This is a genomic window from Pseudacidovorax intermedius, from assembly GCF_003350475.1.
Taxonomy (GTDB): domain Bacteria; phylum Pseudomonadota; class Gammaproteobacteria; order Burkholderiales; family Burkholderiaceae_C; genus Xenophilus; species Xenophilus intermedius.
The window spans coordinates 435,862-456,828 of sequence record NZ_QQAV01000001.1; the positions used below are offsets into that span (position 1 = coordinate 435,862).

21 protein-coding genes are annotated in these 20,967 nt (G+C 70.2%); 9 read left to right on the forward strand and 12 right to left on the reverse strand.

What is annotated here, in order from left to right:
- Positions 1–67 precede the first annotated feature (67 nt).
- Together DFR41_RS01835 and DFR41_RS01840 are read left to right on the forward strand one after the other, a co-directional pair.
- Entirely contained in the window at positions 68–1,363 is a 1,296-nt protein-coding gene (locus DFR41_RS01835; RefSeq protein ID WP_244917619.1) for a DEAD/DEAH box helicase, read from the forward strand.
- Entirely contained in the window at positions 1,360–1,665 is a 306-nt protein-coding gene (locus tag DFR41_RS01840) for a hypothetical protein (RefSeq protein WP_114801480.1), read from the forward strand. Before DFR41_RS01835 ends, DFR41_RS01840 begins: the two co-directional genes overlap by 4 nt.
- 47 nt (positions 1,666–1,712) lie before the next feature.
- On the opposite strand, the gene DFR41_RS01845 is transcribed toward DFR41_RS01840, so the two are convergent.
- Complete coding sequence (locus tag DFR41_RS01845) at positions 1,713–2,609, reverse strand: LysR family transcriptional regulator (protein WP_114801481.1); 897 nt, start codon at positions 2,607–2,609, stop codon at positions 1,713–1,715.
- Between the two features lie 82 nt (positions 2,610–2,691).
- On the opposite strand from DFR41_RS01845, the gene DFR41_RS01850 reads away from it, so the two are divergent.
- The gene (locus DFR41_RS01850; RefSeq protein ID WP_114801482.1) at positions 2,692–3,354 is read left to right on the forward strand and encodes a glutathione S-transferase family protein; all 663 of its coding nucleotides are present in this window, start codon (positions 2,692–2,694) and stop codon (positions 3,352–3,354) included.
- An 18-nt stretch (positions 3,355–3,372) separates the two neighbouring features.
- Entirely contained in the window at positions 3,373–4,323 is a 951-nt protein-coding gene (locus DFR41_RS01855) for a pyridoxamine 5'-phosphate oxidase family protein (protein ID WP_114801483.1), read from the forward strand.
- A gap of 22 nt (positions 4,324–4,345) precedes the next feature.
- Here the strand turns inward: DFR41_RS01855 and DFR41_RS01860 are convergent, their stop codons facing one another.
- From DFR41_RS01860 to DFR41_RS01870, 3 genes are all read right to left on the reverse strand, one after another.
- Positions 4,346–5,863, reverse strand: a complete 1,518-nt coding sequence (locus DFR41_RS01860) for an AMP nucleosidase (protein ID WP_017759497.1) — start codon at positions 5,861–5,863, stop codon at positions 4,346–4,348.
- A gap of 88 nt (positions 5,864–5,951) precedes the next feature.
- Positions 5,952–7,325, reverse strand: a complete 1,374-nt coding sequence (gene gorA, locus DFR41_RS01865) for a glutathione-disulfide reductase (protein WP_114801484.1) — start codon at positions 7,323–7,325, stop codon at positions 5,952–5,954.
- Positions 7,326–7,379: 54 nt separating this feature from the next.
- Entirely contained in the window at positions 7,380–7,727 is a 348-nt protein-coding gene (locus DFR41_RS01870) for a hypothetical protein (protein WP_114801485.1), read from the reverse strand.
- Positions 7,728–7,867: 140 nt separating this feature from the next.
- On the opposite strand from DFR41_RS01870, the gene DFR41_RS01875 reads away from it, so the two are divergent.
- Positions 7,868–8,305: a rhodanese-like domain-containing protein gene (locus DFR41_RS01875; protein WP_114801486.1), complete on the forward strand. Its 438-nt coding sequence runs from the start codon at positions 7,868–7,870 to the stop codon at positions 8,303–8,305.
- Positions 8,306–8,387: 82 nt separating this feature from the next.
- The gene (locus tag DFR41_RS01880; protein WP_114801487.1) at positions 8,388–9,017 is read left to right on the forward strand and encodes an FABP family protein; all 630 of its coding nucleotides are present in this window, start codon (positions 8,388–8,390) and stop codon (positions 9,015–9,017) included.
- A gap of 15 nt (positions 9,018–9,032) precedes the next feature.
- On the opposite strand, the gene DFR41_RS01885 is transcribed toward DFR41_RS01880, so the two are convergent.
- The gene (locus DFR41_RS01885; protein WP_114801488.1) at positions 9,033–9,689 is read right to left on the reverse strand and encodes an NAD(P)-dependent oxidoreductase; all 657 of its coding nucleotides are present in this window, start codon (positions 9,687–9,689) and stop codon (positions 9,033–9,035) included.
- A gap of 122 nt (positions 9,690–9,811) precedes the next feature.
- Here DFR41_RS01885 and DFR41_RS01890 point away from each other — a divergent pair, with 122 nt between their 5' ends.
- Positions 9,812–10,756: a LysR family transcriptional regulator gene (locus DFR41_RS01890; RefSeq protein WP_114801489.1), complete on the forward strand. Its 945-nt coding sequence runs from the start codon at positions 9,812–9,814 to the stop codon at positions 10,754–10,756.
- Here the strand turns inward: DFR41_RS01890 and DFR41_RS01895 are convergent.
- Genes DFR41_RS01895 through DFR41_RS01905 form a run of 3 tightly spaced genes read right to left on the reverse strand, consistent with a single transcriptional unit; the run spans position 10,743 to position 14,606 of the window.
- The gene (locus DFR41_RS01895; protein ID WP_114801490.1) at positions 10,743–12,098 is read right to left on the reverse strand and encodes a cytosine deaminase; all 1,356 of its coding nucleotides are present in this window, start codon (positions 12,096–12,098) and stop codon (positions 10,743–10,745) included. The genes DFR41_RS01890 and DFR41_RS01895 overlap by 14 nt on opposite strands.
- Before the next feature lie 14 nt (positions 12,099–12,112).
- The gene (locus DFR41_RS01900; protein ID WP_114801491.1) at positions 12,113–13,135 is read right to left on the reverse strand and encodes an ABC transporter substrate-binding protein; all 1,023 of its coding nucleotides are present in this window, start codon (positions 13,133–13,135) and stop codon (positions 12,113–12,115) included.
- 49 nt (positions 13,136–13,184) lie between these two features.
- On the reverse strand, positions 13,185–14,606 hold the full coding sequence (locus tag DFR41_RS01905) for an FAD-binding oxidoreductase (RefSeq protein WP_114801492.1): 1,422 nt from the start codon (positions 14,604–14,606) through the stop codon (positions 13,185–13,187).
- A 238-nt stretch (positions 14,607–14,844) separates the two neighbouring features.
- On the opposite strand from DFR41_RS01905, the gene DFR41_RS01910 reads away from it, so the two are divergent.
- Both DFR41_RS01910 and DFR41_RS01915 read left to right on the forward strand, forming a co-directional pair.
- Entirely contained in the window at positions 14,845–15,276 is a 432-nt protein-coding gene (locus tag DFR41_RS01910; RefSeq protein WP_017760827.1) for a MarR family winged helix-turn-helix transcriptional regulator, read from the forward strand.
- 195 nt (positions 15,277–15,471) lie between these two features.
- On the forward strand, positions 15,472–16,026 hold the full coding sequence (locus tag DFR41_RS01915) for a type 1 glutamine amidotransferase domain-containing protein (RefSeq protein ID WP_114801493.1): 555 nt from the start codon (positions 15,472–15,474) through the stop codon (positions 16,024–16,026).
- A gap of 102 nt (positions 16,027–16,128) precedes the next feature.
- On the opposite strand, the gene DFR41_RS01920 is transcribed toward DFR41_RS01915, so the two are convergent.
- The 4 genes from DFR41_RS01920 to DFR41_RS01935 form a co-directional block, all read right to left on the reverse strand.
- Positions 16,129–17,376: a phenylacetate--CoA ligase family protein gene (locus DFR41_RS01920; protein ID WP_114801494.1), complete on the reverse strand. Its 1,248-nt coding sequence runs from the start codon at positions 17,374–17,376 to the stop codon at positions 16,129–16,131.
- A 35-nt stretch (positions 17,377–17,411) separates the two neighbouring features.
- Entirely contained in the window at positions 17,412–18,224 is an 813-nt protein-coding gene (locus DFR41_RS01925; RefSeq protein WP_114801495.1) for an ABC transporter ATP-binding protein, read from the reverse strand.
- A gap of 150 nt (positions 18,225–18,374) precedes the next feature.
- Positions 18,375–19,697: an ABC transporter substrate-binding protein gene (locus tag DFR41_RS01930; protein WP_114801496.1), complete on the reverse strand. Its 1,323-nt coding sequence runs from the start codon at positions 19,695–19,697 to the stop codon at positions 18,375–18,377.
- Between the two features lie 196 nt (positions 19,698–19,893).
- Positions 19,894–20,958: a branched-chain amino acid ABC transporter permease gene (locus tag DFR41_RS01935; protein ID WP_017760822.1), complete on the reverse strand. Its 1,065-nt coding sequence runs from the start codon at positions 20,956–20,958 to the stop codon at positions 19,894–19,896.
- Positions 20,959–20,967 lie beyond the last annotated feature (9 nt).

Here is a 20,967-nt window from a genome sequence, read left to right on the forward strand (position 1 = left end):
TAGGCGGGGCGCGAAGGCGGACAATCCGCAGCCCTTCCTCGGCGCTCTTCCGGCCCTTCCTCGCATCGTGTCTTCCTCCCCCACCTACGCCGACCTGGGCCTGCGCCCCGAACTCCTGCAGGCCACGGCCGAGCAGGGCTATGCCGCCCCCACGCCCATCCAGGCCCTGACCATTCCCGTGGTGCTGCAGGGCCGCGACCTGCGCGCCATGGCCCACACCGGCTCGGGCAAGACCGCCGCCTTCGTGCTGCCGCTGCTGCAGCGCTGGCACGAGGCACCGCGCCACCGCTCGCGCCGCGCGCTGCACACGCTGGTGCTGGTGCCCACGCGCGAACTGGCGGCGCAGGTGGCCGACACCGTGGCCGCACTGGCGGCCACGCTGCCCGAGCGGCCGAAGGTGGTGCGCGCCATCGGCGGCGTTTCGATCAACCCGCAGTTGATGGCCCTGCGCGGCGGCGCGGACCTGGTGATCGGCACGCCCGGCCGCGTGCTCGACCTGGCGCGCCACAACGCGCTGCGCCTTTCGGACTGCGCCGTGCTGGTGCTGGACGAGGCCGACCGCCTGCTGGACCTGGGCTTCGCCGACGAGCTGCAGGCCATCCTCGATGAGCTGCCGGCACAGCGACAGAACCTGCTGTTCTCGGCCACTTTCGCGCCGCGCACGGTGCAGTTGGCCGATGCGCTGCTGCACGACCCCGTGGCCGTGACGGCGCCCGCGCCGGTGGCCGAGCTGCCGCAGATCGCCCAGCGCGCCATCGCGGTGGACGAGGGCCGCCGCACCGCGCTGCTGCGCCACCTGATCGCCACCGAAGCCTGGCCACAGGTGCTGGTGTTCGTGGCCACCAAGCATGCCTGCGAGACCGTGGCCGACAAGCTGCGCAAGGGCGGCCTCTCGGCCGAGCCGCTGCACGGCATGCTGGGCCAGGGCAAGCGCACGCAGGTGCTGGCCGACTTCAAGGCCGGCCGGCTGCAGGTGCTGGTGGCCACCGACCTGGCGGCGCGCGGCATCGACATCGCGCAGCTACCGGCGGTGGTCAACCATGACCTGGCCCGCTCGCCCACCGACCATGTGCACCGCATCGGCCGCACGGGGCGCGCAGGTGCGAGCGGCGTGGCCGTGAGCTTCGTGCCCGCTGCGGCCGAGGCGCACTTCCGCCTGATCGAGAAGCGCCAGGGCCTGCGCGTGCCGCGCGAGCAGCTCGCGGGTTTCGAGCCGCAGGAGGCCGCGCCGGCCGATGCGCCGGCGGCGGGTGGCGGCATCAAGGGCAAGCGGCCGAACAAGAAGGACAAGCTGCGCGCCGCGGCGGCGAAGGCGAGCGGCTCGGCCCCAGCATCCGACGGCGCGAAGGACCCGCAGCCATGACGCTGGACTACCTGCTCTTCGACCACAGCGACGGCGGCGATGACACCAGCCTGTTCGAGGCGCTCGCCACCGTCGGCCCCGAGCGCGAGGCCGCCGTGCGTGCCGAGATCGAGACGGTGATGGGCTGGGCCGCGCGCCGCTTTCGCGGCCGGCGCGGCCCGGTGGAGGAAGGCGGCGACTGGGACGCCGACCTGGAAGAGCGCCAGGAAGGTCCGGCGCTGCGCAGCTTCCACCTGTCGATCACGGGCAGCGCGGCCTTTGCCGAAGCCTTCATCGCCGAGTTCGGCGACGTCGTGAACTAAGGGCCTGAGCCTTCATCCGGCGACCGGCGAGGGTGCCTCTGCGGCGCTCACAGCCGAAGCCCGTCGAAGGCTTTCTTCATCCATTGGACGAACGCCCGGGTGCGCGCCGGCAGGTGACGCGCATGCGGATAGATCACGCTCACGGGCCGCGGTGCGGGCTCGAAGTCTTCCAGCACCAATTGCAGGCGCCCGTCCCGCACATGGCCCAGCACCTGGTAGGAGAAGAAGCGGCCGAAGCCCATGCCCGCCGCACAGGCCTCCACGGCCGGCGCGATGTGGTTGAAGGCCAGCCGCACATCCACCGGCACCTGCAGCGGCGTGCGCCGGCCCGGGTCGTCGAAGGACCAGTGGGGCGCGCCGTCGAGCTGGCCCCGCACCGCCGGTGCATCCGCCAGGTCCCGCGGGTGCTGCGGCAGTCCGCGCTCGCGCAGCAGCGCCGGGCTGGCCGCCACCACGCGCCGGATGCTGCCCAACTGCTGCGCCACCAGCGACGAATCCTCCAGCGGGCTGATGCGAATGCCGACGTCGATGCCCTCTTCCACCAGGTTCACAGGCCGGTCGTGCAGCAGCACGCGGCAACGCACCTGCGGATGCGCGCGCATGAAGCCGACGATGGCGGGCGCGACGTACATGTGGCCGAACAGCACCGGCGCCGTCACCGTGAGCTGGCCGGCTGCTTCGCCCGCCTCCTGCGTCAGTGCCCGGTCGGCGGCATCGGCGGCGGACAGCACCTCGCGCGCGCTGTCGAGGTAGCGGCGGCCATCCTCGGTCAGCGCGATGCGCCGCGTGCTGCGCTGGAAGAGCCGCACCCCCAGGTGCGTCTCCAGCGCCGCCAGCGTGCGCACCACCGCGGGCAGGGAGCTGCCTAGCACATCCGCGGCCCGCGTCAGGCTGCCCTGCTCCGCGATGCGCACGAACACCTGCATGGCCTTGAGTCGATCCATGCGGCGATTACACCGGAAAGCGGAGCAATGTCTTCCATGGATTCGCATTGATCCGTCGGCCGTATCAAAAAACAATGGGCGCATGCCTGAACACACCCCCGCCTCCGAGCCGGCCCCGGCCGCCCCTGCCCTCGTGCTCCACGATGCCCCGCTCTCGGGCCATGCGCATCGCGTGCGCCTGTTCCTGTCGCTGCTGGGCCTGCCCTGGCGCAGCCAGGTCGTGGACCTGAAGGCCGGCGAGCACAAGCGTCCGGCCTTCCTGGCGATGAACCGCTTCGGCCAGGTGCCCGTGCTCCAGGACGGCGACGTGGTGCTGGCCGACTCCAATGCCATCCTCGTGTACCTCAACGCCCGGTATGCGCCCGATCCGACCCTGTGGCTGCCGGCCGACCCGGTGGGCGCAGCCCGGGTGCAGCGCTGGCTGTCGCTGGCGGCGGGGCCCCTGGCATTCGGCCCGGCCGCCGCGCGCATCGCCCTGCTGATGGGCCGTCCCACGGACGAAGCCGCCGTGGCCCGGGCCCATGCCCTGCTGCAGGTGATGGACGCCCACCTGGCCACGCAGGACTTCCTGGCCGCCGCGCGCCCCGCCCTGGCCGACATTGCCCACTACGCCTATGTGGCCCTCGCGCCCGAAGGCCATGTGGCGCTGGACGACTATCCGCAGGTGCGGGCCTGGCTGGTCCGCATCGAAGCCCTGCCCGGCTTCCTGCCCATGCCGCGCTCGCGCCTCGGCCTGCTGGCCTGAGCGCCGGAGGGACGCCCCATGACCTTCCACGACGGCGAGATCGCCCTGCAGCGGCAGGAGGGCGTGGATGCCCAGCTCGGCGCCCTGGGGCCGCGCGTGATCCGCGACCACATGCCGCAGCAGCACCGCGACTTCTTCGCGCAGTTGCCCTTCGTGGTGCTGGGCAGCCTGGACGAGCACCGACGCCCGTGGGCCAGCCTGCTGACAGGCGCGCCGGGCTTCATGCATTCCCCCGATGCACGCCGCCTGCGCATCGACGCCCTGCCCGATGCCGCCGACCCGCTGGCGGCGGCATTGCGGCTGGACGCGCCACTGGGCCTGCTCGGCATCGAGCCGCACACGCGGCGGCGCAACCGGCTCAACGGCCAGGTGACTGCCGTCGATGCCGCGGGCTTCGAGCTGGCCGTGGGCCAGAGCTTCGGCAACTGCCCGCGCTACATCCAGGCCCGTGAAGCGTCACCGCACCCTGTCGCGCACACGCCGCCCCCGGCCGAGGCGCTCATCGGCCTCGACGAGCCCGCCCGCGCGCTGATCGCCCAGGCCGACACCCTGTTCATCGCCAGCGCCCATCCGCATGCCACCGACCCGGCCCGGCCTGCCGAGGGCGTGGATGTGTCCCACCGCGGCGGCCGGCCGGGCTTCGTGCAGGTGGCGGCGGACGGCACCCTGGCGGTGCCGGACTTCGACGGCAACCGCTTCTTCAACACCCTGGGCAACCTGCTGCTGCACCCGTGGGCCGGGCTGCTCTTCGTGGACTTCGAAGGGGGCGACCTGCTGCAGCTGTCCGCGCGCGCAGAGGTACTGACGGGCACGCCCGAGGCACTGGGCTTCGAGGGCGTCGACCGCGTGCTGCGCCTGCAGATCGTCAGCGGCTGGCGCCGACGCGGAGCGCTGCCACTGCGCTGGGGCACCGCCCAGCCTTCGCCGTACCTGGAAGGCACAGGCCACTGGCTCACGCCAGCGGCCTGAGAAGGTGTGAACCGGCCGGCGGCTACTGGAACGCCACCTCCGCAAAGCTGCGCAGCTTGCGGCTGTGCAGCCGCGTGGTGCCTTCGGCACGCAGGATGTCGATGGCCTTCATGCCGATGCGCAGGTGCTGCTCCACCCGCTCGCGGTAGAAGTGGTTGGCCATGCCGGGCAGCTTGATCTCGCCGTGCAGCGGCTTGTCGCTCACGCACAGCAGGGTGCCGTAGGGCACGCGGAAACGGAAGCCGTTGGCCGCGATGGTGGCGCTTTCCATGTCCAGCGCCACGGCGCGGCTCTGGCTGAATCGCCGCTGCGGCTCGTTGCCCGGCAGCAGCTCCCAGTTGCGGTTGTCGGTGGTGGCCACGGTGCCCGTGCGCATGATGGCCTTGAGCTCGGCGCCGCTGCAGCCGGTGACCTCGGCCACGGCCTGCTCCAGCGCCAGCTGGATCTCGGACAGCGCGGGAATGGGCACCCACAGCGGCAGCTCCTCGTCCAGCACATGGTCCTCGCGCACATAGGCATGGGCCAGCACATAGTCACCCAGCTGCTGCGTGTTGCGCAGGCCGGCGCAGTGGCCCAGCATCATCCAGGCATGGGGGCGCAGCACGGCGATGTGGTCGGTGATGTTCTTGGCGTTGGCCGGGCCGACGCCGATGTTGACCATGGTGATGCCGCTGCGGTCGGCGCGCACCAGGTGATAGGCCGGCATCTGCGGCAGCCGCCCGGGCGGCGTGCCCTGCATGGCGCCGATGCGCTCGGCGAGGTCGCCCGACTGTTCCTGCGTCAGGCCGCGGCGGCGGGTGACCACATTGCCCGGCTCGACGAAGGCGATGTATTCGCCCGCCTCGTCCTCCATGGCCTCATGGCCCAAGCGCACGAACTCGTCGATGTAGAACTGGTAGTTGGTGAAGAGCACGAAGTTCTGGAACCACTCCGGCGCCGTGCCCGTGTAGTGGCGCAGGCGCTGCAGCGAATAGTCGACCCGCGCGGCGGTGAAGAGCGACAGCGGCTCTGCCTCGCCGGGACGCGTCATGTGCGTGCCGTTGGCGATGCCGTCGTCCATGGCGCCCAGGTCCGGCAGGTCGAAGACATCGCGCATCAGGGCGCGGCGCTCGGCGCTCAGGTTGCCCTCGATGTGCTCGTTCTCGGCGAAGGAGAAGTGGATCGGGATCGGCTCGCTGCCGGTGCCCACCTCCAGCTCGATCTGGTGGTTGGACAGCAGCAGGCGGAACTGCTCGCGGTAGTAGCGGGCGAACAGGTCGGGCCGGCTCAGCGTGGTCTCGTAGCGGCCGGGGCCGGCCACGAAGCCGTAGCTCAGGCCCGAGGTGGCGGGCGTGGCGTAGCGCGTGTTGGTGTGGGTGTGCACCCGCACGAAGGGGTAGCAGGCCCGCACCCGGCCGGGCAGCGTCTCGCCGGCCACGAAGCGCTGCATCGACTCGCGCAGGTGCGCCAGGCCCTCCTGGTAGATGCGCTGCACCTGGGCCAGCGCCGCGTCGGGGTCGGTGAAGCGGGTGGGGGCGATGAAAGGCGGCATGTAGGGCATGCGGGCATTTTGCAATGCGCATGCCATCGCCTCATGACGGTCCGGTGGCCTGCGGGCGCCGACGCCTGGCGCGCGGCCCGGTGCACCCTCAGCCGACGGTGGGCTCGCGCATCGTCACGAACTCTTCTGCCGCCGTCGGATGGATGCCGATGGTGCGGTCGAAGTCGGCCTTGGTGGCACCGGCGCGCATGGCCACCGCGAAACCCTGCACGATCTCGCCCGCGTCCGCGCCCACCATGTGCAGGCCCACCACACGGTCGCTCTTCGCGTCGACCACCAGCTTCATGAAGCAGCGCTCGCCGCGGCCCGACAGCGTGTGGCGCAGCGGTTTGAATTCGCTGTTGAAGATGCGCACCTCGCCGAACTTCGTGCGCGCCTCCATCTCGGTGTGGCCGCAGGTGCCCACGCTGGGGTGGGTGAAGACGGCGGTCGGGATGTACTCGTAGTCCATGGTGCGGCGGCCTTCGCCGAACAGCCGGTCCACCACCACCATGGCCTCGGCCAGCGCCACCGGCGTGAGCTGCAGGCGGGTCGAGACGTCGCCGATGGCCAGCACCGAAGGCACGCTGCTGCGGTATTCGGCATCGACCACCACGGCACCGCGTTCGTCGAGCTTGACGCCCGCTTCCTCCAGGCCCATGCCCGCCGTGAGCGGCCGGCGGCCCGTGGCCACCAGCACCGCGTCCGCCGCCACCCGCTGGCCGCGCGCCAGCGTGGCGACGATCTCGCCGCCCTCGCCCTTCGTGAAGGAGGCGGCCTCCTGGTTCATGCGCAGGTCGATGCCGGCGCGACCCATCTCGCGGGCCAGGAACTCGCGCACGTCATGGTCGAAACCGTTGAGGATGTGGGCGCCACGGTGCAGCAGCGTCACCTCCGCCCCCAGGCCGCGGAAGATGGAGGCGAACTCGCAGCCGATGTAGCCCGCGCCGATCACCATCAGCCGGCGCGGAAAGGCGGGCAGGTCGAACATGGCGTCGGAGACATTCACCAGTTCCTTGCCCGGCACGTCGGGCAGGAAGGGCGCGCCGCCGGTGGCGATGAGCACATGGCGCGCGGTGTGCCGCCTGCCGTCCACCTGCACGGTATGGCCGTCCACCAGCTGCGCCCAGCCGCGCAGCAGCGTGACCCGGGCGCCGTCGAGCAAGCCTGCATAGACGCCGTTGAGGCGGTGGATCTCCTTGGAACGCGCCGTCTTGAGCCGGCCCCAGTCGAAGCGGGGGGCGCTGTCGATGTGCCAGCCGTAGCCCGGCGCCTCCTCGAAGGCCTCGGCATAGCCGGCCGCGTAGCTGTAGAGCTTCTTGGGAATGCAGCCCACGTTGACGCAGGTGCCGCCCAGTTCGGCGCATTCGGCCAGGGCCACACGGGCGCCCCGCTGGCCGGCCATGCGGGCTGCGCGCACGCCAGCGCTGCCGCCGCCGATGACGAAGAGGTCGAAGTCGAAGGAAGGGGTGGACGAGGCCATGCGGCGCGTCTCCAGGGTTGCAGGAGGCGCCACTGTAGCCAAGGCGGGCGTTGGCTATTGCTGCAGCGGCCCGCCGTACCAGATCTGCGGCGTGTCCTGCCGGCTGGCGGGGCGCTGCGGTGCAGCCTCGGGCGCATTGCCCCAGGGGGCGTAGCGGCTGTCCTCGTAGATCACCACGGGCGGCCGGTGCGGATGCCACTGCGGCGGCCGGGAAGGCACCACCGGCGGTGGCGGCTGCTGGGTGTTGAAGTCCGCCCCCTGCTGGATCGCCCGCATCGACGGCGTGTTGGCGTAGCGCTGCTGCTGGGCGCGCTCGAAGGGCCCGGGCTTGCGGGTGTCGGTGCTCTGCGCGGTGGCGAGCGTGGCGCCCCCGGCCATGAGGACGGCCAGCAGCGCAGGCATGAGAGGTCGGCAGGGGCGGTTCGGCATGGTGGGCTTTCAACGCGCGGCAGGCGCAAGGCGTTGGCGGGAAAGGACCGCGACCGCGCGGTCCGCGGGCTTGGAGGAACAATAGCAGCCGCCCTTTTTCCCAACTGCCGACCATGACCCAAGCCCCTGCCTCCCACGATGACAACCAGCCCCGCCCCGCCGAGGGCTATGCGGGCGACGTGACGCCCGAACTGGCCGCCCGCTGGATGACCACCGGCCAGGCCGTGCTGGTGGACGTGCGCACCGACGCCGAGCGCGAATGGGTGGGTTTCGTGCCTGGCGCCGTGGCCGTGGCCTGGAAGCAGTGGCCCGGCATGGCGATGAACGCCGGCTTCGACGAGGCCCTGCGCGCGGCCGTGCCGCCGGGCGGCAAGGTGGTGCTGCTGTGCCGCAGCGGCGTGCGCTCCGTGGCGGCGGCCCGGCGCGCCACCGAGCTGGGCATCGAGGCCTACAACATCCTCGAAGGCTTCGAGGGCGACGCGGACACCGACGGCCACCGCGGCAACAAGGGCGGCTGGCGCAAGCGCGGCCTGCCCTGGAAACAAAGCTGAGCCCACCCCCAGGCGGCGCGGGCACGGGGCGTGCTCGCGCTACAGTCCCGGCCGCTTTTCCGTCCGAAACACGACAAACGCCATGAACGCCCCTACCCGCGACATCTACACCGAACCCCGCGACGTCGACCTCCACACCCTGGCCAACCTGGGCCCGCTCGGACCCATGGCCGGCGTGTGGGAAGGCACCCGCGGCCTGGACGTCAAGCCCAAGGCCGAAGGGCCGAAGAAGCAGGCCTTCGTCGAGCGCATCAGCCTGCAGCCCATCGACCCGGTGACCAACGGGCCCCAGCTGCTCTATGGCCTGCGCTACCACACGCACATCACCAAGCCCGACCAGGTCAAGACCTACCACGAGCAGGTGGGCTACTGGCTGTGGGAGCCCGCCACCGGCTGCGTGATGCACACCCTGACCATCCCCCGCGGCCAGGTGGCGATGGCGGCCGGCACCGTCGCCGCCGATGCGCGCAGCTTCGAGCTGGTCGCGACGCAGGGGCTGGAGACCTGGGGCATCTGCTCCGCGCCCTTCCTGCAGGAAGCCTTCCGCACCACCGAATTCCGCATCAAGGTGACGATCAACGACGACGGCACCTGGGGCTACGAAGAGGACACGGTGCTGCAGATCCTGGGGCAGGCCGAGCCCTTCCACCACACCGACCGCAACCTGCTGCGGCGGGTGGAGGCGCCCACGCCCAATCCGCTGGTGCGCTGAGGCACCGCAGCCGCTTCAGGAGAACGCGACGAAGCGCTCGCGCACGTAGCGGCCCTGCTCCAGCACATCCACGATGGCGGCCGCCAGGTCGGCGGCGGTGATGCCGGCCAGTTGGCCGTCCTTCATCGGCACGGCGTCGCCGCCGAACTGGTAGCGGCCCGTGCGCTCGCCAGGCGCCAGCATGGGCGCGGGCGAGACGAAGGTCCAGTCGAGCGCGCCCTCTTCCTTCTGCAGCCGCGTGAGTTCGTCGCGTGCGGCCTGGGCGCCCGGCACCACGTTGGCCGGCACATGGTTCTTGAACTCGGGTGTGTCCACGAGCTGCACGCCGGGCGCCACGAACAGGCTGCCCGCCCCGCCCACGGCGATCAGGCGCTTCACGCCCGCCTGCTTCGCACCCGCGGCGATGGCTTGGCTGCCGGCGAGGAACTGGTTGTACAGGTCCGGATGCTCCCAGCCCGGGTTGAAGGCGCTGACGACAGCCTCGGTGCCGGCCACGGCTTTGGCGACCTGAGCGGCATCCAGCACATCGGCCTGGACGACCGCGAGACCCGCGCGGGCCGTCAGCTTGGACGGCGTGCGTGCCAGCGCGCGGACCTGGTGATCGCGGGCGAGCAGTTCTTCGAGCAGGGCGGCACCGACGAAGCCGGTGGCGCCGATCAGGGCGACGTTCATGGTTGTTCCTTTCCTGGCGCGGAGTCCGCACCGTGTGTGATGACGATGCCCGTAGGTTATGAACTTCACGATCCAGCCAGAAGTCCGAGAATCCAGACAATTTCATTTAGCCCAACTTCACAATGGACGACCTCAAGCGCCTCGCGCTCTTCGCCGAGGTGGTGCGCAGCGGCTCTTTCAGCGCCGCCGCCCGCCGCCTGGGCGTGAGCACCTCGGCCGTGAGCCAGCAGCTGCGCGCGCTGGAGCAGGCCCACGGCGTCACCCTGCTCCACCGCACCACGCGCAAGCTGGCGCTCACCGATGCCGGCGCGCGCTTTGCCGCCCACTGCCAGCGCATGGTCGAGGCGGCCGAACTGGCCCGCGCCCAGCTGGCACTGGCGCGCGAGGCGCCGGAAGGCGAGCTGCGCGTGTCGGCGCCCGTGGGCTTTGCCCGGCATCTGGCGCCCGCGCTGGCGCCGCTGCTGGCGGCCCATGCCGCGCTGCAGCTGCGGCTGCAGGTGGACGACGCCATGATCGACCTGGTGGACGCGCGCATCGACCTCGCCCTTCGCGCCGGCCGGCTGCCCGATTCGGGCTGGGCGGCACGGCGGCTGTGCGACTTCCAGAGCCTGATCTGCGCCGCGCCGGCCTACCTTGCCGCGGCCGGCGTGCCGCACACGCCGGCGGACCTGCCCGCTCATCAATGGGTGGGCGCCCCGCGCGACGGCCGCACGCTGGCACTGTCGCTCGCGGGCCCGGGCGGCGCGCAGTCCGAGCAGACCGTGCCCGTGCGCGTGACCAGCAACAACCAGCTCAGCCTGCACCAGATGGCCGCCAGCGGCCTGGGGCTCACGCTGGCCGTGCGGGCCGATGTGGAAGAAGACCTGCAGGCCGGCCGGCTGGTGCCCGTGCTGCCGCAGTGGCAGCCGCCCGCCCTGCCCGTCTGGGCCGTGACGCCGCAGCGCGATGGCCAGCCGGCCAAGGTGCGGCATGCCATCGAGGCCATCGCCGCCCATCTGCGCGGCCTGCCGGGCGTGCGCGATGCCGGCGCACCGGCGCCCCCATCGACGCCGCTCAGCGCAGCATGACGAGGTCGTCCAGCTCGCGGTAGTCGGGCAGCGTGGTGTCGATGGCGCGGCCGGCGCGGATCACCGCGCGGTCGAAGGGCGCGCGGGCCAGCAGCTCGGAATAGCTGCGGGCGCGCAGCACCGTCAGGTCGGCCGGGTTGCCCACACGCAGCAGGCCGAAGCCATCGAGGCCCATGATCTGCGCAGGGGTGGCGCTGGCGGCGCGGATCCAGTCCGAGAAGGGATGGTCCAGGTGCAGGATCTTCACCGCCTGGGTGTAGGTGTCCAGCATGTCGTGGTCGCCGTAGGCGTAGAAGGGGTCGCGGCAGTTGTCGCCGGCCACGGCCACCGGCACGCCGGCCGCCTTGAGTTCGTGCAGCACCGTCACGCCCCGCCAGCGCGGCGTGCGCGTGGCATCGACGCTGCGGTCCTGCAGGTACATGTTGACCGTGGGCAGGCTCACGATGGCGATGCCGGCCTCGCGGCAGGCGGCAATGGTCTCGGCGATGAATTCGTCGGTCTGCAGCGCCAGCGCAGTGCAGTGGCCGCACAGGATGCGGCCCTTGAAGCCCTGCGCGATGGCGACCCTGGCGATGCGGATCAGCGAGCGGGCGCGCGGGTCGGTGGATTCGTCCACGTGCAGGTCCACGTCCAGGCCACGCTCGGTGGCCAGCGTCAGAAGGCGCGCGATGCCCTCGTCGATCTCGGGCGGCGTGGCCTCGGCCGGGTGGCGCTGCGACTTGGTCACGCAACCGAGGTTGCCACCGCTTTCGGCCACGACGTTGGCCAGGTGGACGCCTTCATCGCCCAGGAAGATGTCCACCGGCGCGATGGACGACACCTGCAGCGCGATGCGCCCGGCCCAACGCTCGCGCATCTCGCGGAACACGGGGAAGGAGATGTCCGCCTGCGGCGCCAGCGAATCGAGGTGCGTGCGGATGGCGGACACGCCCTTGGCATAGGCCGTGCGCAGTGCGAAGTCCATGCGCCGGCGCACGTCCTCGGCATGCCAGTTCTTCGTGCGGTCCTCCATCGTCGCGCGCGAAGCGCCCGCGCCGTCGCCGGAGGGGTTGGCCTTGCGCGGCCAGATGTGGCCCTTGTCCAGATGGGTGTGCAGGTCGACGAAGCAGGGCAGCGCGAGCGAGTCGTCCAGGTGCGGCCCGCGCTCGGGCGCCAGGCTGCCGGCGGGCGCGATGGCGGCGATGCGGCCGGCGTCGATGGCCAGGTCCAGCGCCACCAGGTCGCCGTCGCCCGCGGGCGCGAGGCGGTCGGCTGACGGGTCGTCGATCAGACAACGCGGGGCGCGCACGTGGCGCAGGGCGTAGGTGCCACCCTGGGGTGGCTGGAAGAAGGCGTGGGTCATGGAGGCGAAGGAAATCAGGCCGTGCGCTTGCCGCTCACGAACTGCATCGTGTAGGCGGACTTGACGTCCAGCCCGGGCGCCAGCGCACCCGCGGCGACCATCGCATCGTAGAAGCGTTGCCAACGCGCCGCACTCATCGCACCGATGCCCCCGGCGGCCTGTGCCTCTGGCGTCTCGACGATGCCGTACTGGCGCATGGCGCCGATGGCATAGGCGATCACGTCGTCGCCCATCTGCGGGTTGTGCTTCTTGATCAGGGCATTGCCCGGCGCGGGGTCGCCATTCAGGTAGCTCTTCCAGCCCTTGGCCGTGGCATCGACGAAGCGCTGCACCAGCTCCGGCTGCTCCTTGACCATCTTCGGCGTGGCCATCGCCACGCTGGCGTAGTTGTCGAAGCCCTGGTCGGCCAGCAGGTGCACCACCGGCTCCACGCCCGACTTGCGGGCGTTGAAGGGTTCGCTGGTCAGGTAGCCCTGCACCGTCGACTGCTTGTCCACCAGCCAGGGCGCCAGGCTGAAGGCATAGGGCTTGAGCTGGTCGTCGGTGAGGCCGTACTTGGCCTTGAGCCACAGCCAGTAGGTCTGGCGGCCCGTCGTGGCCACGAACAGCGGCTTGCCCTTGAGCCCCGCCAGCGTGTCGCTGCCGGTGCCGGGGTGCGACATCAGCACCCGTGGGTCCTTCTGGAAGAAGGCGGCGACGGCCACGGCGGGCAGCTTGTCCTTGGCATAGGCGAAGGCGCGGAAGCCATCGGCCTCGGCAAAGTCGGAGCTGCCTGCCATGAACAGCTGCACCGTGTTGACCTGCGGGCCGCCGGGGCGGATCTCCACCTCCAGGCCATGCTCCTTGTAGATGCCGGTGGCGGCCGCCTGGTACATGCCGCCGTGCTCGGCCTGTGCCAGCCAGCCGGTCTGGAAGCTCACCTTGGTCAGGCCCTGCGCATTGGCGCGCGGCAGGAAGGCAGGCATGCCGGAGACGAGCGCCGCGCCACCGAGGGCGGCCAGGGTCTTGCGGCGGGTGAGGGTGTGGGGGGCGTTCATGGCAGGCGTCCTGGAGCGAAGATGGTGGGTTTGAATGTGAGCGGGCGCATCAGGCGTCGGCGGGTTCGGCAGCCTGGGCGCCACGAAAGCGCCAGCCGGCGCTGGGCAGGTCGCCACCGGTGCTCTCGCGCGCGGCGGCCTCGTCGAAGCGCAGCTTGCCGGGGTTCATCAGGCCGTGCGGGTCCATGGCCTGCTTGAAGGCGCGGTCCTCGGCGTCGACCGACTTCATGCCGCCTTCCCTGACCAGGAAGGTGTGGTTGTTGGCCACCATGGCGCCGTCCTCGGCCATGCCGCGCATGACCTCCGCGAGGTGTTCGTCGCCCTCGTAGCGGAAGAAGGGCGAGCCCTGGAAGCTCAGCTTGCCGTCGAAGCGCTTGGCTTCGAAATGCATGCCCAGCAAGTGGCCGAAGCGCCGGTGGCTGCGGCGGATGGCGCCCACCAGGTCCGGGTCGAGGTACAGGCCCACGTTGCTGACCACCTCGGGATGGTCACGGTTGACGTGCAGGCGGGTATGGCCCCAGGCCAGCTCGTAGATCGGCACGCGGTACGGGCCCTGGCCCTCGGCCGCCACGCTGGCGAGCTGGCCGCCGAATTCGGACACCAGCGCCTCGAAGGCCTCCATGAACGGCTCGGCGACCATGGCCAGAACCATGCCGTCGTTGTCCGCGCCGCCCAGGTCTTTGAGCATGCGCATCATGCGCCAGATGGGCCCGCCCAGCACGCTGACCAGCTTCTTGACGATGCCGTCGGAGGTGGAGAGCGCATGCGCGAACTCCACCGCCGTCATGAATTCGGGGAACACCACCACCGCCTCGCGCCAGTCCCAGGCGGGCGCCAGCGGCATTTCGATGGCGGTGATGATGCCGTTGCTGCCGTAGGCATGGTGCACGCGGTTGACGGCATCGCCGCGCAACTGTACGGTGCGCGGCTCGTCCTCCACGCTCACCACTTCGAGGCCGAGGATGTTGCCGCGGTCGCGCAGGATGCCCCAGGCGCAGCTGCCCACGCCGGCATGGCCGCCGCCCACGAAGCCACCCACCGTGGCCACGCGTTTCGTCGATGGATGGATGCGCAGCTCCCAGCCCCCCGGCCGCGTGGCCTCGTCGATGGCGGCCATACGCGCGCCAGGCTCGGCCCGCACGCGCGGGCCGTCGGTGCCCAGCACGCGGTCGAGCGCCGTCATGTCCACCATGGCGCCGCCCGCGAGCGGAATGCCCTGGCCGAAGTTGCAGGTGCCGGCCCCGCGCATCACCAGCGGCATGCGGGTGCGCGCCGCCGCGGAGGCCACGCGCAGTACGTCCGCACGGTCGCGCGGCTGCACCAGCACGTCGGCCACATGGCGCAGCGCGTCGTCCTTCATCACGGGGCTGAAGTTGGCCGTCATGTCGCGGCTCTTGCGCCGGACGATGTCGGGATCGGAAATGGCGGGCACATCGCCCAGCGCGGCCAGGAAGGCGGCGGTGTCATGCATGCGTGGCTTCTCCACAAACAGTCGGTTGAGGTTGTGGCGCCGTCGCTGCGGGGCGGTTCAATTTGCCGTTCGCCATCTGCGTGCGGATGCACGGATCTGGCGCACGGACCCTGGGCTGGACACGTCGTCAGGTCAATTCGAGCAAAGAGCGTGCCACTGCGTGCATATGCACGCAGTGCGCTTGCAGACACGGGCACCGCGGCTACATTGGCGAGGCCGCGACCGGAGGCATGGCCCCATGGAACTCGAAGACCACATCTTCTTTCTCTGCACCCAGGTGGTGTACCGGCGCGACCGCGCCCTGCAGGACGTGCTGCGCCCCTACGGCCTGCTGACCACCGAATGGCGAACACTGGGCACCCTGCACAGCCGTGGCCCCATCGCCATGCAGGAACTGGCGCAGTGGACGGCCTACGAGCGAACCCGGCTCACGCGCATGCTGCATGGCCTCGAAGAACGCGGCCTGGTGTCCCGGGGCGGTGCCGAGCACGACGGCCGGGCGGTGATGGTCAACATCTCGGCCAAGGGCCGGCGCCTCTACGCGCGCGCCGAGAAGGCGGTGAGCGCCCTCACCGACGATATCCTGTCGGCCTGCGCGCCGGCCGAAGTGGACCGCATGCGCGCCGCTCTGCAGGCGATGCGGGAGCGGCTGATCCAGATGCGATATTGACGGGCGGCGCGCGGACCGCTCTGAGCCCCTCTCCCCTCGCGGGAGAGGGAGAGATTCGGACAGCGGCCGTTGTGCGGCACCTGACGCCCGTCGATCTGTCCGACAAGGGATACGGCCACTGGCCGATGCGGCCCGGCCCGCACGCACCTAGGGTGAACCCTTCGTACTCCCACCCACACACGAAAGGAACACCCCATGGCCGATTCCCTCAAGGACCTCAAGGTCGCCATCCTCGTCGCAGACGGTTTCGAACAGGTCGAGATGACCGAGCCTCGCAAGGCGCTGGACCAGGCGGGCGCGAAGACGCAGATCGTCTCGCCCATGAAGGGCCAGGTGCAGGGATGGAATCACCACGACAAGGCCGACAAGTTTCCGGTGGATGTGGCGCTCGACGGCGCCAAGGCCGATGACTTCGACGCGCTGCTGCTGCCCGGCGGCGTGGTGAATCCCGACGCACTGCGGTTGGAGCCCAAGGCCATCGCGTTGATCAAGGCCTTTGCCGACGCTGGCAAGCCCATCGCCGCCATCTGCCACGGGCCCTGGACGCTCATCGATGCCGGCGCGGTCAAGGGCAAGCAGATGACCTCGTGGCCATCGCTGAAGAACGACCTCTCCAACGCGGGTGCGCGCTGGGTGGACCAGGAAGTGGTCGTCGATGGCCAACTGGTGACCAGCCGCAAGCCCGACGACATTCCTGCCTTCAATCGCGAGATGGTCAAGTTGTTCGAAGGGGCCGTGGCGCACGCCTGAGCCCGGCCGTGGCTCAGATGATGGCGCAAGCCGCGCCGGGGCTGCGGGCACCCATCCTCAGGCGAACGCCGCCTGATGGACGGGCGGGGCGTCTCCGCCCGCCTATTCGTAGCTGCGCGCGTCCTCGATGACCTTGCCGTCGTTGGGCAGGCTGCCGGGCGGCTGAACGAGCACGTCGCCTCGCAGCTTGGTCACCTCGCGGATGGCAGCCGCCAGCCGCTCCTGCAGCCCTTCGGAGGCCTGGCTGCATTCGACCTTGAGCGTCATGCGGTCATCGCCCGTGGCGCCTTCGACCACCAGCCGCGCGCGTCCGATCTCGGGAAAGCGCCGCGCGATGTCGGCCACCTGCCCCGGGTGCACGAACATGCCGCGGATCTTGGTGGTCTGGTCGGCCCGGCCCATCCAGCCTTTGATGCGTCGATTGGTTCGACCCGTCGGGCAGGTTCCGGCCATGACCGCCGACAGATCGCCCGTGCCGAAGCGCACCAGCGGGTAGTCGGCATTGAAGGTGGTCACCACCACCTCGCCCACCTCGCCATCGGGCACCGGGTCGCCGGTACCCGGCCGGACGATCTCGACCAGTACGCCCTCGTCCACCACCAGCCCTTCACGCGCCTGCGTCTCGTACGCGATCAGGCCCAGGTCGGCCGTGGCGTAGCACTGAAAGCCCTGCACCCCCAGGCCCGCGAGATGCGCGCGCAGACTCGGTGGAAAGGCCTCGCCCGAAACGAGTGCCCTGGTGAGCGAGGGCAGCCGCAGGCCCTTCTCGGCCGCCTTCTCCAGCAGGATCTTGAGGAAGCTGGGCGTGCCCGCATAGCCATCGGGTCGCAGGTCGGCCATCGCCTCCAGCTGCTGCTCGGTCTGGCCGGTGCCGCCGGGGAAGACACTGCAGCCCAGCGCATGGGCGCCGCTTTCCATCATGGCGCCCGCGGGAGTCATGTGGTAGCTGAAGCTGTTGTGCACCAGCTCGCCCGCGCGGAAGCCGGCCGCGAAGAGCGCCCGCCCCACGCGCCAATGGTCGCCGTGGGCGCCCTGCGGCTCGTAGATGGGCCCGGGGCTGGCAAAGACGCGCGGCATGGCCGTGCCGCGCGCAACGGCGGAGAAGCCGCCGAAGGCGTCATCAGCACGCCGCGCCTGTTGCAGCGCCAGCAACTCGCTCTTGCGTGTCACCGGCAGCCTGGCCAGCGCAGCGCGCGTGTCGACCGCCGAGGCATCCACGCCCTGCAGGATGCGACCGAAGGCGGGCGCTTTTTGCTGCGCGTGGCGGATCTGCGCGGGCAGCGCGGCCATCAGGGCGGCTTCGCGCGCCTGCGGCGAGCGGGTCTCGAGGTCGTCGTAGAAATCGGTCATGGCAAACAGCGCGGGTTCGATGGGCGTGGGGTTCCTCAGGCCAGCCAGCGCTTGCGGCGCTTGTAGCTCTTGACGTCGCGGAAGCTCTTGCGGTCGGCGCCGCCCATGCCGAGGTAGAACTCCTTCACGTCCTCGTTCTCGCGCAGGCTGTCGGCGGGGCCGTCCATCACGATGCGGCCGCTTTCCATGATGTAGCCGTAGTTGGCAAAGCGCAGCGCCATGCGCGTGTTCTGCTCGGCCAGCAGGAAGGTGACGCGCTCCTTCTCGTTGAGGTCCTTCACGATGGCGAAGACCTCTTCCACGATCTGGGGCGCGAGACCCATCGAGGGTTCATCCAGCAGCACCATGCTGGGGTTGGCCATCAGCGCGCGACCGATGGCACACATCTGCTGCTCGCCGCCCGAGGTGTAGGCCGCCTGGCTGGTACGCCTCGTCTTGAGCCGCGGGAAGTAGGCATAGACCTTCTCCAGCGTCTCGGCCACCGCGGCCTTGCCGTCGGTGCGGGTGTAGGCGCCGGTCATCAGGTTGTCCTCGATGCTCAGGTGTGCGAAGCAGTGGCGCCCTTCCATCACCTGCACCAGCCCGCGCTTGACCAGCGCCGCCGGCGACAGCGCTTCGATGCGCTCGCCGCGCAGCGTGATGCTGCCCTTGGTCACCGCCCCGCGCTCGCCGGCCAGCAGGTTGGACACGGCGCGCAGCGTGGTCGTCTTGCCCGCGCCGTTGCCGCCCAGCAGCGCCACGATCCCGCCCTCGGGCACCTGCAGCGAGACGCCCTTGAGCACCAGGATCACGTGGTTGTAGATGACCTCGATGCCGTTGACGTCGAGGAGAGGATTGCCTTGGCTCATGAACTTCCTTCGGGCATCGGGACGTGGCGGCGATCACTGCGACCGCACCGTCTCGCGTGTTGGCAGGCACCCCTCCCGCCCGGCGGGAGGGGCTGGGGAGGGTGCCTCAGTGCCGGCGCGTGCGCCGAGCACCGCAGTTTGTGGCGCCGTTCAGGCGCCACAATCAGCGGTGTCCCGGCGCGTGAGCTTCTTCTCGGTCGCGTACTTGTCCGCCGTCGTCTTGACCAGCGGCTTGAGGATGGCCTCGTCCGCCTGGTACCAGTCGGACATGCCGCCCCACTTGGCGCCGTCCCAGGTGTGCACGCGGGCCCAGCTGGAGCCCATGTGGTCCTGGCAGCTGGTGCTGATGGGTCGCATCACGCCCGAGAAGCCCAGCGCGTCCAGCTTCTTCTGGTCGAGTGCCAGGTTCTCCATGCCCCAGCGCACCTGCTCGCCGGTCATGACCTTGCCCTTGCCGAAGCGCTCCTGCGCGCGCTTAACGGCCTCGACGGTGAGCATCTGGATGATCACGCCGCGGGTGTAGAGCACCGAGCCCACCTCGTCGCGCGGACCGGTGCCCTGGCCCTTGTCGTGCACGGTCTTGAGGATGTCCTGGATCACCTTCGGCTCGGTGCCCGAGGTATTGAGCGCCAGCGCGTTGTAGCCCTTGGCGTTGGCGCCCACGTCGCGCACATCGGGCTCGGCGCCGGCCCACCATACGCCGTACATCTTCTCGCGCGGGTAGCCCGTGGCCACGGCCTCCTTGAGGGCGGTGGAGTTCATCACGCCCCAGCCCCACAGCAGCACGAAGTCGGGCCGCTGCTGGCGCACCTGCAGCCAGGCCGACTTCTGCTCCACGCCTGGCGCCGTCACCGGGATCAGCGACAGGTCGAAGCCATGCAGCTTGGCGCGCTCCTGCAGCAGCGGGATCGGCTCCTTGCCGAAGGGGGAGTCGTGGTAGACCAGCGCGATCTTCTTGCCCTTGAGCTTGTCGAGCCCACCTTCCTTCTTGCCCAGGTGCTGGATCAGGATGTCGGCCGCCGTCCAGTAGCTGCCCATGAGCGGGAAGTTCCACTTGAAGACATTGCCGTCCTGCGACGCGCCCAGGCCATAGCCCAGCGTGATGAGCGGGATCTTGTCCTGCGGCACCTTGTCGGTCAGCGCGAAGGTGATGCCGGTGGCCTGCGGATCGAACACGGCCACGCCGGGGCGGCCCTTGAGGCGCTCGTAGCATTCCACGCCCTTGTCGGTGGCGTAGCCCGTCTCGCACTCTTCGTACGCAATCTTCACGCCGTTGATGCCACCCTGGGCGTTGACCAGCTTGATGTAGTCCTGCTTGCCATTGGCCCAGGGCGTGCCGTTGGGCGCATAGGGCCCCGTGCGATAGACCAGCAGCGGGAAGAACTGCTCCTTGGCCTGTGCCAGGGCCTGGCCGGCCGTACCCGCAAGGGTGGCAACGGCCGCGGCGGCCAGGACGAGGGATTTCAGCTTCATGGTTGTCTCCTTCTGGTGGTGAACTCGGATCAGGACATCTCGCGGGGCTACAAGGATTGCGTGCGGAGCACAGGTGGCCGCGGAGCAGGCCATGTCAGCGACCTCCGCGGAACCGGCTTTGCCGGGCCGCTGGAGGTGCCCCCTGAAGGGGGTTGGCGGAGCGCGCGCAGCGCGCGAAGACTGGGGGTGAGCATGTTCAATGCGGGAAGGGCCACAGGCGCAATTTCTCTTTGAACGTGGACCAGAGGCGTGCGAGCCCGTGCGGCTCCACGATCAGGAAGAACACGATCAGCGCGCCGAAGATCATGAATTCGAGGTGCGAGGCCAGCGCCGTCGACATCGACACGCCGAACCAACCGGGCAGCTGGTTCAGGAAGATGGGCAGCAGCACGATGAAGGCCGCGCCGAAGAAGCTGCCCATGATCGAGCCGAGCCCGCCGATGATCACCATGAACAGCAGCTGGAAGGAGCGGTCGATGCTGAAGGCTGCGGGCTCCCACGCACCCAGGTGCACGAAGCCCCACAGCGCCCCGGCCACGCCCACGATGAAGCTGCTGACCGCGAACGCCGTGAGCTTGGCGTACACCGGCCGGATGCCGATCACCGCGGCGGCCACGTCCATGTCGCGCATCGCCATCCACTCGCGGCCGATGCTGCTGCGCGTGAGGTTCTTGGCCAGCAGCGCGAACACGCTGACGAAGGCCAGGCACAGCAGGTACTTCTGCGCCGGCGTCTCCACCGGCAGGCCGAACACGTTCAGGCCCGCCACGCTCACCGAACCCGATGCCGAGTTGTTGGTGAACCACTGGATGCGCAGGAAGGCCCAGTCGGTGAAGAACTGCGCGGCAAGCGTGGCCACTGCCAGGTACAGGCCCTTGATGCGCAGGCTGGGTATGCCGAAGAGCACGCCCACGCCGGTGGCGCACAGCCCGCCCAGCAGCAGCGAGGCGATCAGCGGCATGCCTTCGATGCGCACATGGAAGTTGTAGGCCGCATAGGCGCCCACCGCCATGAAGGCGCCGGTGCCCAGCGAGATCTGCCCGCAGTAGCCCACCAGGATGTTCAGCCCCAGCGCGGCCAGCGAGAGGATGAGGAAGGGCGTGAGGATGGCGCGCAGCCAGTATTCCGACGCCAGCGCCGGCACCGCGGCAAAGGCCACCACCAGCAGCGCGAGGATGGCGACGCGGTCCTGCAGGATCGGAAAGATCTGCTGGTCCGCCCTATAGCTCGACTTGAACTGTCCGTTCTCTCTGTACAGCATGAGGGTCCT

Excerpts from the sequence above, each read along its gene's own strand:
- DFR41_RS01840 (WP_114801480.1), top strand. The coding sequence starts at position 1,360 with ATGACGCTGGACTACCTGCTCTTCGACCACAGCGACGGCGGCGATGAC.
- DFR41_RS01845 (WP_114801481.1), bottom strand. The coding sequence starts at position 2,609 with ATGGATCGACTCAAGGCCATGCAGGTGTTCGTGCGCATCGCGGAGCAG.
- DFR41_RS01850 (WP_114801482.1), top strand. The coding sequence starts at position 2,692 with ATGCCTGAACACACCCCCGCCTCCGAGCCGGCCCCGGCCGCCCCTGCC.
- DFR41_RS01855 (WP_114801483.1), top strand. The coding sequence starts at position 3,373 with ATGACCTTCCACGACGGCGAGATCGCCCTGCAGCGGCAGGAGGGCGTG.
- DFR41_RS01860 (WP_017759497.1), bottom strand. The coding sequence starts at position 5,863 with ATGCCCTACATGCCGCCTTTCATCGCCCCCACCCGCTTCACCGACCCC.
- gorA (WP_114801484.1), bottom strand. The coding sequence starts at position 7,325 with ATGGCCTCGTCCACCCCTTCCTTCGACTTCGACCTCTTCGTCATCGGC.
- DFR41_RS01870 (WP_114801485.1), bottom strand. The coding sequence starts at position 7,727 with ATGCCTGCGCTGCTGGCCGTCCTCATGGCCGGGGGCGCCACGCTCGCC.
- DFR41_RS01875 (WP_114801486.1), top strand. The coding sequence starts at position 7,868 with ATGACCCAAGCCCCTGCCTCCCACGATGACAACCAGCCCCGCCCCGCC.
- DFR41_RS01880 (WP_114801487.1), top strand. The coding sequence starts at position 8,388 with ATGAACGCCCCTACCCGCGACATCTACACCGAACCCCGCGACGTCGAC.
- DFR41_RS01885 (WP_114801488.1), bottom strand. The coding sequence starts at position 9,689 with ATGAACGTCGCCCTGATCGGCGCCACCGGCTTCGTCGGTGCCGCCCTG.
- DFR41_RS01890 (WP_114801489.1), top strand. The coding sequence starts at position 9,812 with ATGGACGACCTCAAGCGCCTCGCGCTCTTCGCCGAGGTGGTGCGCAGC.
- DFR41_RS01895 (WP_114801490.1), bottom strand. The coding sequence starts at position 12,098 with ATGACCCACGCCTTCTTCCAGCCACCCCAGGGTGGCACCTACGCCCTG.
- DFR41_RS01900 (WP_114801491.1), bottom strand. The coding sequence starts at position 13,135 with ATGAACGCCCCCCACACCCTCACCCGCCGCAAGACCCTGGCCGCCCTC.
- DFR41_RS01905 (WP_114801492.1), bottom strand. The coding sequence starts at position 14,606 with ATGCATGACACCGCCGCCTTCCTGGCCGCGCTGGGCGATGTGCCCGCC.
- DFR41_RS01910 (WP_017760827.1), top strand. The coding sequence starts at position 14,845 with ATGGAACTCGAAGACCACATCTTCTTTCTCTGCACCCAGGTGGTGTAC.
- DFR41_RS01915 (WP_114801493.1), top strand. The coding sequence starts at position 15,472 with ATGGCCGATTCCCTCAAGGACCTCAAGGTCGCCATCCTCGTCGCAGAC.
- DFR41_RS01920 (WP_114801494.1), bottom strand. The coding sequence starts at position 17,376 with ATGACCGATTTCTACGACGACCTCGAGACCCGCTCGCCGCAGGCGCGC.
- DFR41_RS01925 (WP_114801495.1), bottom strand. The coding sequence starts at position 18,224 with ATGAGCCAAGGCAATCCTCTCCTCGACGTCAACGGCATCGAGGTCATC.
- DFR41_RS01930 (WP_114801496.1), bottom strand. The coding sequence starts at position 19,697 with ATGAAGCTGAAATCCCTCGTCCTGGCCGCCGCGGCCGTTGCCACCCTT.
- DFR41_RS01935 (WP_017760822.1), bottom strand. The coding sequence starts at position 20,958 with ATGCTGTACAGAGAGAACGGACAGTTCAAGTCGAGCTATAGGGCGGAC.